The organism is Streptacidiphilus rugosus AM-16, from assembly GCF_000744655.1.
Classification (GTDB): Bacteria; Actinomycetota; Actinomycetes; order Streptomycetales; family Streptomycetaceae; genus Streptacidiphilus; species Streptacidiphilus rugosus.
This window is the reverse complement of record NZ_JQMJ01000004.1, coordinates 3,402,177-3,415,418: the sequence shown is the minus strand read 5'-3', so window position 1 is coordinate 3,415,418 and position 13,242 is coordinate 3,402,177. Positions and strand designations below refer to the sequence as shown.

8 protein-coding genes are annotated in these 13,242 nt (G+C 70.0%); 6 read left to right on the top strand and 2 right to left on the bottom strand.

Annotation, left to right across the window (positions count from 1 at the left end; genetic code table 11):
• Position 1: 1 nt before the first annotated feature.
• The 6 genes from rpsG to BS83_RS24340 all read left to right on the top strand — a co-directional run bounded on the left by rpsG (position 2) and on the right by BS83_RS24340 (position 11,707).
• Positions 2 to 472: a 30S ribosomal protein S7 gene (gene rpsG / locus BS83_RS24365; protein WP_037605734.1), complete on the top strand. Its 471-nt coding sequence runs from the start codon at positions 2 to 4 to the stop codon at positions 470 to 472.
• A gap of 42 nt (positions 473 to 514) precedes the next feature.
• On the top strand, positions 515 to 2,620 hold the full coding sequence (gene fusA, locus BS83_RS24360; RefSeq protein ID WP_037605733.1) for an elongation factor G: 2,106 nt from the start codon (positions 515 to 517) through the stop codon (positions 2,618 to 2,620).
• A 152-nt stretch (positions 2,621 to 2,772) separates the two neighbouring features.
• Positions 2,773 to 3,966, top strand: coding sequence for an elongation factor Tu (gene tuf / locus BS83_RS24355; RefSeq protein WP_037605732.1), 1,194 nt, complete (start codon positions 2,773 to 2,775; stop codon positions 3,964 to 3,966).
• Positions 3,967 to 4,312: 346 nt separating this feature from the next.
• Positions 4,313 to 7,381, top strand: a complete 3,069-nt coding sequence (locus tag BS83_RS24350; protein ID WP_037605731.1) for a S53 family peptidase — start codon at positions 4,313 to 4,315, stop codon at positions 7,379 to 7,381.
• A gap of 173 nt (positions 7,382 to 7,554) precedes the next feature.
• Positions 7,555 to 9,555: a hypothetical protein gene (locus BS83_RS24345; protein WP_037605730.1), complete on the top strand. Its 2,001-nt coding sequence runs from the start codon at positions 7,555 to 7,557 to the stop codon at positions 9,553 to 9,555.
• Positions 9,556 to 9,709: 154 nt separating this feature from the next.
• Positions 9,710 to 11,707, top strand: a complete 1,998-nt coding sequence (locus BS83_RS24340) for a hypothetical protein (RefSeq protein ID WP_037605729.1) — start codon at positions 9,710 to 9,712, stop codon at positions 11,705 to 11,707.
• A gap of 57 nt (positions 11,708 to 11,764) precedes the next feature.
• Here BS83_RS24340 and rfbC read toward each other — a convergent pair whose 3' ends face one another.
• Both rfbC and rfbA read right to left on the bottom strand, forming a co-directional pair.
• Positions 11,765 to 12,355, bottom strand: a complete 591-nt coding sequence (gene rfbC / locus BS83_RS24335) for a dTDP-4-dehydrorhamnose 3,5-epimerase (RefSeq protein WP_198035457.1) — start codon at positions 12,353 to 12,355, stop codon at positions 11,765 to 11,767.
• Positions 12,356 to 12,357: 2 nt separating this feature from the next.
• Positions 12,358 to 13,233, bottom strand: coding sequence for a glucose-1-phosphate thymidylyltransferase RfbA (rfbA, locus tag BS83_RS24330; protein ID WP_037605727.1), 876 nt, complete (start codon positions 13,231 to 13,233; stop codon positions 12,358 to 12,360).
• Between the last annotated feature and the right edge of the window lie 9 nt (positions 13,234 to 13,242).

Below are 13,242 nucleotides of genomic sequence, written 5' to 3'. Positions count from 1 at the left end.
AATGCCTCGTAAGGGCCCTGCCCCGAAGCGCCCGGTCATCATCGACCCGGTTTACGGCTCCCCTGTGGTGACCCAGCTCGTCAACAAGATCCTCCTGCACGGCAAGCGCTCCACCGCCGAGCGCATCGTGTACGGCGCCCTCGAGGGCGTCCGCGAGAAGACCGGCAACGACCCGGTGGTCGCGCTCAAGCGCGCCCTGGAGAACGTCAAGCCGACTCTCGAGGTCAAGTCCCGCCGCGTCGGTGGCGCGACCTACCAGGTGCCGGTCGAGGTCAAGCCCGGCCGCGCCAACACGCTGGCCCTGCGCTGGCTCGTCGGCTACTCCCGCGCCCGTCGCGAGAAGACCATGACCGAGCGTCTGCTCAACGAGATCCTGGACGCGAGCAACGGTCTGGGCGCCTCCGTGAAGCGTCGCGAGGACACCCACAAGATGGCCGAGTCCAACAAGGCCTTCGCGCACTACCGCTGGTAGTCCGTACCCCCTTCGAAACACGATTGAGAGAGCTGAGCCACCATGGCTGCAACCTCCCTTGACCTGGCCAGGACCCGCAACATCGGGATCATGGCGCACATCGACGCGGGCAAGACCACCACGACCGAGCGCATCCTGTTCTACACCGGTGTCTCGTACAAGATCGGTGAGGTCCACGACGGCGCTGCCACCATGGACTGGATGGAGCAGGAGCAGGAGCGCGGCATCACGATCACGTCGGCCGCGACGACCTGCCACTGGACGGTCGACGGCGTCGACAACACCATCAACATCATCGACACCCCGGGTCACGTCGACTTCACCGTCGAGGTGGAGCGTTCGCTCCGCGTCCTCGACGGCGCCGTGACGGTGTTCGACGGTGTCGCCGGTGTCGAGCCCCAGTCCGAGACGGTGTGGCGTCAGGCCGACCGTTACGGCGTCCCGCGCATCTGCTTCGTCAACAAGCTGGACCGCACCGGCGCGGAGTTCTTCCGCTGCGTCGACTCCATCGTCGACCGCCTGGGCGCGACCCCGCTGGTCATGCAGCTGCCGATCGGCGCCGAGTCGGACTTCACCGGTGTCGTCGACCTGGTGAAGATGAAGGCGCTGGTCTGGTCCGCCGAGGCCACCAAGGGCGAGATGTACGACGTCGTCGACATCCCGGCCACGCACACCGAGCTCGCCGAGGAGTACCGGGCCAAGCTGCTCGAGACCTCCGCGGAGGGCGACGACGAGCTGATGGAGCTCTTCCTCGAGGGCCAGGAGCCCACCGAGGACCAGCTCATCGCCGGCATCCGTCGCGGCACGCTCGCCAGCAACTTCACGCCGGTCTTCTGCGGCACCGCGTTCAAGAACAAGGGCGTCCAGCCCCTGCTCGACGCGGTCGTGAAGTACCTGCCCTCGCCGCTCGACGTCGAGAGCATCATCGGCCACAAGCCGGGCGACGAGTCCGTCGAGATCGCCCGCAAGGCGTCCGACGACGAGCCGCTGTCCGCGCTGGCGTTCAAGATCATGTCTGACCCGCACCTGGGCAAGCTCACCTTCGTCCGCGTGTACTCCGGCCGCCTCGAGGCGGGCACCCAGGTGCTCAACTCGGTCAAGGGCAAGAAGGAGCGCATCGGCAAGATCTACCGCATGCACGCGAACAAGCGTGAGGAGATCGACTCGGTGGGCGCCGGCGACATCATCGCCGTGATGGGTCTCAAGCAGACCACCACCGGTGAGACGCTGAGCGACGACAAGAACCCGGTCATCCTGGAGTCCATGGACTTCCCGGCCCCGGTCATCCGCGTCGCGATCGAGCCCAAGTCCAAGGGCGACCAGGAGAAGCTGGGTGTCGCCATCCAGCGTCTCGCGGAGGAGGACCCCTCCTTCCAGGTCAACACGGACGAGGAGACCGGCCAGACCATCATCGCCGGTATGGGCGAGCTGCACCTCGAGGTGCTGGTCGACCGTATGCGTCGTGAGTTCAAGGTCGAGGCGAACGTCGGCAAGCCGCAGGTCGCCTACCGCGAGACGATCCGCAAGGCCGTCGAGCGCATCGACTACACGCACAAGAAGCAGACCGGTGGTTCCGGCCAGTTCGCGAAGATCCAGATCGCGATCGAGCCGCTGGAGTCCGGCGAGGGCTACGAGTTCGTCAACAAGGTCACCGGTGGCCGCGTGCCGAAGGAGTACATCCCCTCGGTCGACGCCGGTGCCCAGGAGGCCATGGAGTTCGGTGTCCTGGCGGGCTACCCGCTGCAGGGCGTCCGGGTCATCCTCCTCGACGGTGCTTCGCACGACGTCGACTCCTCGGAGCTCGCGTTCAAGATCGCCGGTTCGATGGCGTTCAAGGAGGGTGCTCGCAAGGCGTCCCCCGTGCTGCTCGAGCCGATGATGGCCGTCGAGGTCACCACGCCCGAGGACTACATGGGCGATGTCATCGGCGACATCAACTCCCGCCGTGGCCAGATCCAGGCCATGGAGGAGCGGAGCGGCGCCCGGGTCGTCAAGGCCCTCGTCCCGCTGTCGGAGATGTTCGGCTACGTCGGCGACCTGCGCAGCAAGACGTCGGGCCGTGCCAGCTACTCCATGCAGTTCGACTCGTACGCCGAGGTTCCCCGGAACGTGGCGGAAGAGATCGTGGCCAAGGCCAAGGGCGAGTGACGACCGGAACATTCCGGTACGTAACACCCCTTAGGCTGTGAGGAGGTGGTCCTGGGGTTCACCCGAACGGTGAACCCCGGGCCCCTCCGGCCCCCAACCAGACCACCTGACGTCGAACGGCGTACAGAAACTGTCCTCAGGAGGACCCCAAAGTGGCTAAGGCCAAGTTCGAGCGGAGCAAGCCGCACGTCAACATCGGCACCATCGGTCACATTGACCACGGCAAGACCACCCTGACTGCCGCGATCACCAAGGTGCTGCACGACGCGTACCCGGACATCAACCCCTTCACGCCGTTCGACCAGATCGACAAGGCGCCGGAGGAGCGTCAGCGCGGTATCACCATCTCCATCGCGCACGTCGAGTACCAGACCGAGGCGCGTCACTACGCCCACGTCGACTGCCCCGGTCACGCGGACTACATCAAGAACATGATCACCGGTGCCGCCCAGATGGACGGCGCGATCCTGGTCGTGGCCGCCACCGACGGCCCGATGCCGCAGACCAAGGAGCACGTCCTCCTGGCCCGCCAGGTCGGCGTCCCCTACATCGTCGTCGCCCTGAACAAGGCCGACATGGTGGACGACGAGGAGATCCTGGAGCTCGTCGAGCTCGAGGTCCGCGAGCTGCTCTCCGAGTACGAGTTCCCGGGCGACGACCTTCCGGTCGTCCGCGTCTCCGCGCTGAAGGCGCTGGAGGGCGACAAGGAGTGGGGCGAGAAGCTCCTCGGCCTGATGCACGCGGTCGACGAGGCCATCCCGACCCCGGACCGCGACGTCGACAAGCCGTTCCTGATGCCGATCGAGGACGTCTTCACGATCACCGGTCGTGGCACCGTCGTCACCGGCCGCATCGAGCGTGGTGTCCTCAAGGTCAACGAGACTGTCGACATCATCGGCATCAAGGAGACCAAGACCACCACCACGGTCACCGGCATCGAGATGTTCCGCAAGCTGCTCGACGAGGGCCAGGCCGGTGAGAACGTCGGTCTGCTGCTCCGTGGCATCAAGCGCGAGGACGTCGAGCGCGGCCAGGTCATCATCAAGCCGGGTTCGGTCACGCCGCACACCGACTTCGAGGCCCAGGCCTACATCCTGTCGAAGGACGAGGGTGGCCGCCACACCCCGTTCTTCAACAACTACCGCCCGCAGTTCTACTTCCGTACCACGGACGTGACCGGCGTCGTGACCCTCCCCGAGGGCACCGAGATGGTCATGCCGGGCGACAACACCGCCATGACGGTCGCGCTGATCCAGCCGATCGCCATGGAGGAGGGCCTCAAGTTCGCCATCCGTGAGGGTGGCCGCACCGTGGGCGCCGGCCAGGTCACCAAGATCCTGAAGTAATTCCGGATCCTTCGGGCCAGGTACTCCTGTACCACTCGGACCCCGCTCTCCCGTCCTCGCGGACGGGGGAGCGGGGTCCGCTCGTTTCTGCCCTCCTGTGACTTCCGTCACATGCGCCCGCCCAGTGCTGTCAAAATGCGACAGAACACCCATTGATCGTGCACACGTATGACACATCCCTGATAGACAGGTGCATCGTTCACCCAGGAGGGGGACTGGCCGAACGGCTCTTCGTACGGGGGATGCGCGTTTCTGTGCGACAGCTGACGCAGCTGTGATCCAGACGCGGCACACCGGACACCTCCTCCCTGGACCGGACCTCGGCCCAGTTCCTAGGAGTGTCTGTATGGCCTTGCAGGTCAACGCGCCCAAGCATCGGCGAGCCCGCCGTTTCGGGCTGCCCGCCGCCATCGCGGCCACCGCCCTGGTGGGCGGTTCTTTTGCTCTTGCCACCGCCAACGCCTCGCCGGTGGGCCAGCCGGGCGCGGTCTCCGCGAGCCCGCAGCGGGTCGGTTCCGCCCCGCAGGCCCCGGTCGGCGCCGTCCAGGTCGGCGCGCCGTCGGACGACACCGCGCTCCGCCTGAGCGTCAACCTCCAGCCGCGGGACCCCGCGGAGGTGCGGGCCCTCGCCAAGGCGGTCACCACCAAGCACAACCCGCTGTACCACCACTACCTGTCGAAGGGTCAGTTCGGGAAGGTCTACGGGGCCACCCCGCAGACCATCGCGGCGGTCGAGGCCTCGCTGCGCGCCGAGGGTCTCACCCCCGGCGCGGTCAGCGCCGACCGTCTCTCCATCCCGGTCAGGACCACCGTGGGCCAGGCCGCCAAGGCCTTCCACACCGGCTTCGCGTCGTACCGTCTCAAGGACGGCACGACCGGCTTCCTGAACACCTCCGCGCCGCAGATCAGCGGTGCCGTGGCCGCGCAGCTGACCGGCATCGCCGGTCTGGACGCGACCTTCCGTCCGGTCGCCAACCACATCGTCGGCGCGTCCAAGAACGCCGCCGTCGTCAGCAAGTCGACCAAGAGCACGCGCGTCGCGCGGGCGGTCACGCCCAGCGACTCCGGGCCGCAGTTCTGCAGCACCGGCATCGCCGGAGTCGAGCAGACCATCCAGAACGAGACCGGCCGCAGCAGCTCCGACGGCAACGGCTGGTACAGCGCGCAGAACCTCGCGTCCGTGTACGGCATGGACCACACCTCCACCACCGGCGCCGGCGTGACCGTCGGCGTCCTGGAGTGGGAGCGGTACAGCGCCTCCGACCTCGCCGCCTACCAGGCCTGCTACGGCACCCATGTGCCGGTGAGCGTGGTCCCGGTCGACGGCGGTCCGACCGTCGCGCCGAACCCGAACATCAACGTCGGCATCGAGTCGCTGCTCGACCTGGAGATCCTGGCCGGCATGGCCCCGGGCTCGCACGTCATCGACTACGAGGGTCCCGACCTGACCCTCTCGAACGGCAAGCCCAACACCAAGTTCACCGACGCGGACTGGCTCGACCCGATGCGCCGGATGGTGACGGACGACAGCGCCCAGGTCGTCTCCATCAGCTACGGCGGCTGTGAGCTCGACAGCGACTCCACGGTCGTCAACACGGAGAACTGGACCTTCATCGAGGCCGCGCTCCAGGGCCAGACGGTGCTCAACTCCTCCGGTGACAGCGGCAGGACCAGCTGCATCGGGGACAGCGGCGCTCCGTACCAGAACAGCCCGGTCGTCTCCGACCCGGCCGACCAGCCCTACGTCACGGCCGTGGGCGGCACCTCGCTCTCCGGTTCGGGCGCATCGGCCGGCCGCACCTCGTGGTCGCACGACGGCTCCGGCTCCGGCGGCGGCACCTCGAAGATCTGGTCGCTGGACGACGTCGACGGCTACAACTACCAGCACGGCTTCACCGGTCCCGGCTTCTCCGCCGCCAACTGCAAGCCGTCCGCGGGTTACGTCTGCCGTCAGGTGCCGGACGTCTCGGCCCTGGCCGACCCCGACACCGGCTACCCGGTCTACATCGCGGGCCAGTGGGGCCCGGTCGGCGGCACCAGCGGCGCCTCGCCCACCTGGGCCGCCCTCGTCGCGCAGGCCGACGCGCAGGCCTCCTGCCAGACCAGCGGCCCGGCCGGGTTCATCAACCCGACCCTGTACGCGAACTCGGGCAGCGCCTTCACCGACGTGACCACGAGCGGTGCCGACGCCACGGCCCTGCCGGCCGCCACCGGGTACGACCTGGCCACCGGTCTCGGTGAGCCGAAGGGTGCGACCGTCGCCGGCGACCTGTGCGCCGCGCTTCCCGTGCCGGCCCAGGGTGCGAGCACGTACCACCCGGTCGCCCCGAAGCGACTGCTCGACACGCGTAAGTCGGGCAGCACCGCCCCGCAGGTCGCGGCCGGCGGCATCGCCTCCGCCCTGATCGAGGGCAACACCTCGGCCGGGATCCCCACCTCCGGCGTGACCGCGGTCGTGCTCAACGTCACCGTGGTCAACACCCAGGGCGGCGGCGTGCTGACCGCCTGGGGCGACGGCACCACCCGGCCCAAGACGTCCAACCTGAACTGGGTCAAGGGCAACATCATCTCCAACCTGGTCACCGTCCCGCTCTCGGGCGACGGCTGGGTGGACTTCTACGCCTCCTCCGCGACGAACGTGATCGCCGACGTGCAGGGCTACTACACCAACGACACCTCGGGCGCGTCCTACACGGCGCACACCCCGCAGCGTCTGCTGGACACCCGCGCGAAGATCGGCGTTCCCGGCACCACGCCGATCACCAACGGCGCGGTCAGCGTGCCGATCCGCAACGTGGCCGGCATTCCGGCCACCGCCACCGCGGTGGTGCTGAACGTGACGGCAACCGGCACGGTCGGCGGCGGCTTCATCACCGCCTACCCGGGCGGGACCACGAAGCCGAACGCGTCCAACATCAACTGGAGCGCCAGCAACACCACCCTGCCGGGCCTGGTGATCGTGCCGATCGGCAGCAACGGCGCGGTGAACCTCGCCGTGGCCGGCAAGTCGCACGTGATCGCCGACGTCTTCGGCTACTTCGACCCGAACGGTGCCTCGAAGTACACCAAGACCGGTCCCAAGCGGCTGCTGGACACCCGCGCGGCGCTCGGCGTCACCACCAAGACCGCGATCCCGGCCGGCCACACGGTCGTGCTGCAGGTGACCGGCGGCAACGTGCCGACCGGCATCAAGGCGGTCGTGCTGAACGTGACCGTCACCGGCACCACCGGCAGCGGCGTGCTGACCGCCTTCGCGGACGGCACCACGCAGCCGAAGACCTCCAACCTGAACTGGGTCGCCGGCGAGACCGTCCCGAACCTGGTCCTGGTCCCGGTCGGTGCCGACGGCAAGGTCAAGCTGTACGTGAGCAGCACCACCCACATCGTCGCGGACGTCTTCGGCTACTTCGCCTGACGTTCAGCCGTCGTCCACCTGTTCACTCGAAGTCTGGAAATTCGAGGTACGGGATGGGTGTGAGTGTCTCTTAAACAGGGCAGGGCCCCGCTTCCCCAGGGAAGCGGGGCCCTATCCTTTCCTGGGCGAACCGGGCGCGCCTCGAACGCTCGGCCGGGGGGACGATAGGGATCGTGGTGGAGAAGCGGAAGGCGCGGGCTGTCGTCGGCCTGATCTGGCTGGCGGCCTCGCTGACACTGCCGCCGCTGCTCACGGCCCTCGGCCAGGGTCCGCTGCTGCTCGCGGTCGTCCTGGTGGCCACCGCCTCGGCGATACGTTCGGGCGGGGTGCTGCTGGACCGGCTCGTGCTGGCGCTGCTGCTGCTCTGCGGCGAGGTACTGCTGCTCGGACTGCTGATGTCGGTGTGGCCGTGGGGTCTGTCGGTGCCGATCTCCTGCTCGGTGCTGCTCCTGGTCGCCGGGGCGTGGTGGTGGTGCGCGGGAGGGCTGCCGCGGCTGCCGCTCCGGTTCCGCTGGTCGGACGTGACGGTGCTGGGCACCGCGGGCCTGGTGTTCTGGCGGCTCATGATCCCGGTGGCCGGGCTCTCCCCGGCGGCGCAGCTGGACTACAACGGCGAGGCGCCGGACGCCTACGTGCACTTCGCGATCTTCGACGCGATCCAGCGCATCCCCGGGTACCTGTTCCTGCACACGGAGCAGGCACGCCAGTACGTGATGACCCCGACCGAGTCGTCCTACCCGCAGGGTTCGCACTTCCTGCTCGCCTGGGTCCACCTGGTGCTGCGCGGCGGCCGGCTGGAGCCCGACGCCCTGGTCTCCTACACCTGGCTCTTCCACGCGATCCTGGTCGTCGCCGCCCTGCTGTGCGCGCTGACCGTGTGGGGCGCCCGCTGGGTCGGCGGGCCGCGGCTGCGCGGCTGGCGCGCGGGCGCCGTCTGCGGCCTGGTGGGCGGCCTGCTGCTGGCCAGCCCGCTGGTGGTGCTGGTCGTGCAGGGCTTCTACTCGGAGCTCGTCGGACTGCTCTTCGTGGTCCTCGGCACCGCGCTGCTGATCCGCTCCGCGATGCCGACGGCCGAGCGCGCGGCGGTCCTGGTGGCCGGAGCCGTCGCGACGGCCTACTGCTACAACCTCTTCCTCATCTTCTTCGGATTCGTGCTGATAGCGCACGTGGTGCTGCAGCGTCACCGGATCCGCAGGGCGCTGCGATGGTGGCTGCCGGTGGTCGCGGTGGGCCTCGGACTCGCCGCGCTGCCCACCTTCATCGCCGTGACCACCTCGCTCGATGTCGGCTCGCAGTCGATGGAGTCGGGCGCGGGGGCGAGCACCCAGTCGCTGGTCTTCCAGCTGGCGCTGACCGTCGTCGTGCTGGCCGCCCTGGTCCGTCCGGCGCTGCGCGGCTTCGCGGTCGCCCGGGCCGGCTTCCTGCTGACCGCGGGCTCCGGCGCGGCGCTCGCGCTGTACGGCGCCTACCAGCACGCGACGCTGCATCATCTGGCCTACTACTTCCAGAAGTCCGCCACCGGGGCCACCTTCGCGATGCTCGTGCTGCTGGGCGCGGTCGGCTGGGGGCTGCGGGCCACGGTGACCCTGCCGGCGCTGCGTTTCGGCGGGGCCAGGGCCGGCCGCCTGGTGACCGCCGGGCTGGCGCTGGCAGCGGGCCTCGGCGCCCTGCTGGTGGGCCTGAACGCGGCCTGGGGCGTCAACGTCTACGCCAAGCCGCCGAGCTCGGACTCCTCCCTGGGCAAGCTGCCGCTGATGGCCTGGAGCCAGGGCCGGATCACCGCGACGCGGCCGAGCCCCGGCGCGTTCGTCACCTCGCACCCGGCGGTGCTGTCGGCCAACGGCACCATCATCATGCTGGACACGCCCCGGGGCTGGTCCAACCGCCGCAACACCATCCTGGCCAACACGCTGGCGCACCGTCAGGGATCGGTCGTCGGGATGAACAATGACCTCGGCTCGGTGAACATGGGCACCTTCGTGCCCCACGGGGCCGCGTACCAGCGTTCACTGGACGCGCTGGTGCTCGCCGTCAGGTCCGAGGGCCGTCAGCCCGTCGAGGTGTACGTCGGCGACCGCAAGCTGGCCGTGCTGCTGGCCCATGATCTTCCACCCCTGGTGAAGGGGGCAGAGGTCACCGTCGCCTTCCTGCCCTCCGCGTCCTCCGGCACCTGACCGGAACGCCCCCGAGACGACGAGGTTGCACAGATGCCCGAGCAGACTTTCCGCCCCCAGGAGGGCGGAGGCCGAGCCGGGGGAGACCGGCACCGCGAGCGCACTCACCGGACGTTCCCGGCGTTCGGCGCGGTTCCGGCCAGGACGCGCCGCCGTGGCGGTCGCCTGGGCCGTCGGCGCCTGGCTGCTGCCGTGGGCGCTCACGGCCCTCCACCTCGGCCCGGTGCTGGCGTTCCTGCTGCTGTTCGGCGTCGCCGCCTCGCTGCGGGTCGGCGGCGGACTGCTGGACCGGCTGATGGTGTCGGCGCTGGTGATCATCGGTGCGGTGCTGCTGCTCGGACTGCTGCTCTCGGTCTGGCCCTGGGGGCTGGCGGGTCCGCTGTCCTGCTCGATCCTGCTCACCGCGGCCGGTCTGCGCTGGTGGGTCTCCGGACGGCTGCCGTCGCTTCCGCTCCGGGCCAGGGGCAGCGACCTGCTGGTGCTCGGCACCTTCGGCGTCACGCTCTGGCAGCTGTGGCGGCCGATCGCCGGCCTGAACGCGACGCAGCAGCTCCGTTTCGGCGCTTCCTCGGCGGACGGCTACGTGCACTTCGCGATCTTCGACACCATCCAGCGACTGCCCGGCTTCCTCTTCCTGCACGCCTCCGCCGCCGCGCCGTACGTCCAGACGCCGACCCAGACGTCCTACCCGCAGGGCTCGCACTTCGTGCTCGCCTGGTTCGACCTGCTGATCCACAACGGCAGGCCGGAGCCTGTCGCGCTGGACGGCTACACCGCCTTCTTCCACGAGAACCTGGTGGTGCTGGCGCTGGTGCCCGCCGTCGTCGTGTGGGGCGCCCGCTGGGTGGCCGGGCCGCGGCTGCGCGGCCCGCGCGGGGCGGCGGTGCTCGGCGGCCTCAGCGGGCTGGCGCTGGTGAGCCCGCTGGTGACGCTGGTGCCCGCCGGGTACTTCTCCCAGATATTCGGGCTGCTCTGCCTGCCGCTGGCGGTGGCGGTGCTGGTGCGGCCGGCCATGGGCTGGGCCGAACGCGCGGCGGTCGTCGTGACCGGCGCGACGGCCGTCGCCTACGGCTACAACCTCTACGCCCCGATCGTCTTCGTCGCCGCGGCGGCTCTGGTCGTGGTGCACCGGCGTGCGCTGCGACCGGTGGCGCTGTGGTGGATCCCCTCCGTCCTGGTCGGGCTCGGACTGGCCGCCCTGCCGACGGCGTACTCCGTGTTCACCTCGCTCGACCCGGCCTCGCAGGCGGCCACCGGCGGAAACGGTTCTGCCACCGCGCCGTCGCTGGTCTTCGCCGCCGGCGTGATGGCGGTGGTGCTGCTCGCCCTGGCGGCGGAGTACCGGCAGCGCACGGCGGTGGGCCGCACCGGGCTGCTGACCGCGCTCACCGTCGCCGCGCTGCTGGCGGCCTTCGGGCTCTGGCAGCTGGCCACCGTTCACACGCTGAGCAGCTACTACTTCGACAAGCTCGTCACCGGCGTCGTCCTGGTCCTCCTGGTGCTGGCGGGTTCGCTCGGCTGGATCCGGCTCGCACCGCAGCGGGTTCCTGGTCCGGCCGCGCCCGCTCGGCGGCCGGTCCGCGCGGCGCTGCCGGCCGCGGCCGCGGCCGCCGCGGCCTTCCTGGTCGCGGTCAACCTCAGCTGGGCCCCGCGCGCGGTGCAGCACGCGGGGGCGGTCGCGCTCGGCAAGAGCGGCGGCAGCGCCACCGCGGCCGTCCCGCTGCTCGCCTGGGGCAGCGGCCAGATGGCGATGCCGACGCCGCCGGCCGGCGCCTACATCGACGGCCCGCTCGCCACGGCCCCGCACGAACCCGTCATCGTGCTGGACGCGAACATCGGCTGGGCCAACGAGCAGGACACCTTCCTGGCCAACACGCTGCTGCGGCAGCAGGGCCTGATGCTGCCCTGGGCGATGGACCTCTACTACGTCAACATCGGGCGGGGGAGGCCGAGTGCGAAGCAGTACGCCGCCGGGCTGTGGGACCTGCAGAAGGCCCTCACCGCCCAGGGGCGGGCGACGACGATCTGGGTGGCCGAGCCGACGCTCGTGGCGCGACTGCAGCACGACCTCTCGCTGCGCGTCCCCTCGGTGCCGGTGACCGTCCGGCTGCTGCCCCCGGCGCACGCCGGCGCGGCGCTCGGAAAGAAGTGAGTGAGGGTCGGGGCGACCGCCCCGACCCCCTCACACCGACTTCTCACCCCGCGCGGATCAGCCCCGCAGCGACTCGGTGAACGCGCGGCACTCCTCGTAGACCGGCAGCAGGCCCGACGCGCGGGCCTCGGCCAGGGTCGGGGCGGCCTCGTCCTTCGCGGAGAGCTGCGGCGTCTCCGCGGGCCACTCGATGCCGAGCTCGGGGTCGAGCGGGTGGATGCCGTGCTCGCCCTTCGGGTTGAAGGTCTCCGAGCACAGGTAGGACAGCGTGGCGTCGTCGCTCAGCGCGCAGAAACCGTGGCCCAGGCCCTCGGAGAGGTAGACCGCGCGGCGGTCGGCGTCGTCCAGCCGGACGCCCTCCCAGCGGCCGAACGTGGGGGAGCCGACCCGCAGGTCGACGATCACGTCCAGCACGGCCCCGCGCACGCAGGTCACGTACTTGGCCTGGCCGGGCGGCACGTCGGCGAAGTGGATGCCGCGCACCACCCCGGCGGCGGAGACGGACAGGTTCGCCTGGGCCAGCCGGAGCGGGTGGCCGACGGCCTCGGCGAGGTGGTCGAAGCGGTACCACTCCATGAACAGACCACGCGGGTCGCCGTGCTGCACCGGGGTGATCTCCCAGGCGCCCTCGATGCTCAGCGGGCGGATCTTCACCGGGTGGTCCCTTCGTCCAGCAGGTTCAGCAGGTAGGAGCCGTAGCCGCTCTTGACCAGTGGCTCGGCCAGGGCGCGCAACTGCTCGGCGTCGATGTAGCCCATGCGCCAGGCGATCTCCTCGACACAACCGATCTTGAGGCCCTGCCGCTGCTCTATGACGCGCACGTACTCCGAGGCCTGCACCATCGAGTCGAAGGTGCCGGTGTCCAGCCACGCGGTGCCCCGGTCGAGCACGGTGACGTTCAGCCGGCCCCGCTGCAGGTAGGCGTCGTTGACGGCGGTGATCTCCAGCTCGCCGCGGGCGCTCGGGCTGAGCCCCTGGGCGATCTTCACGACGTCGGCGTCGTAGAAGTACAGGCCGGGGACGGCGTAGCGGGACTTGGGCTTCTCGGGCTTCTCTTCGATGGAGATCACCCGGCCCTCCGCGTCGAACTCGACGACGCCCAGCGCCGACGGGTCGGCCACCGGGTAGGCGAACACCCGCCCGCCCTCCAGGCCCGCGTTCTCGCGCAGCCGGGTGCCGAGCCCGCTGCCGTGGAAGATGTTGTCGCCCAGGATCAGCGCCACCGGCTGGTCGCCGATGAAGTCGGCGCCGAGGACGAACGCCTGGGCGATCCCCTCCGGCCGCTCCTGCACGGCGTAGCTCAGCCGGAGACCCCACTGGGACCCGTCGCCCAGCAGCCGCTGGAACTGGTCCTGGTCGTCCGGGGTGGTGATGATCAGCACCTCGGTGATCCCCGCCATCATCAGCGTGGACAGCGGGTAATAGATCATGGGCTTGTCGAAGACGGGGAGCAGCTGCTTGGAGACCGCCCTGGTCAGAGGCCAGAGACGGGAGCCGGTTCCACCCGCGAGAAGAATTCCGCGCATGCGGCCACT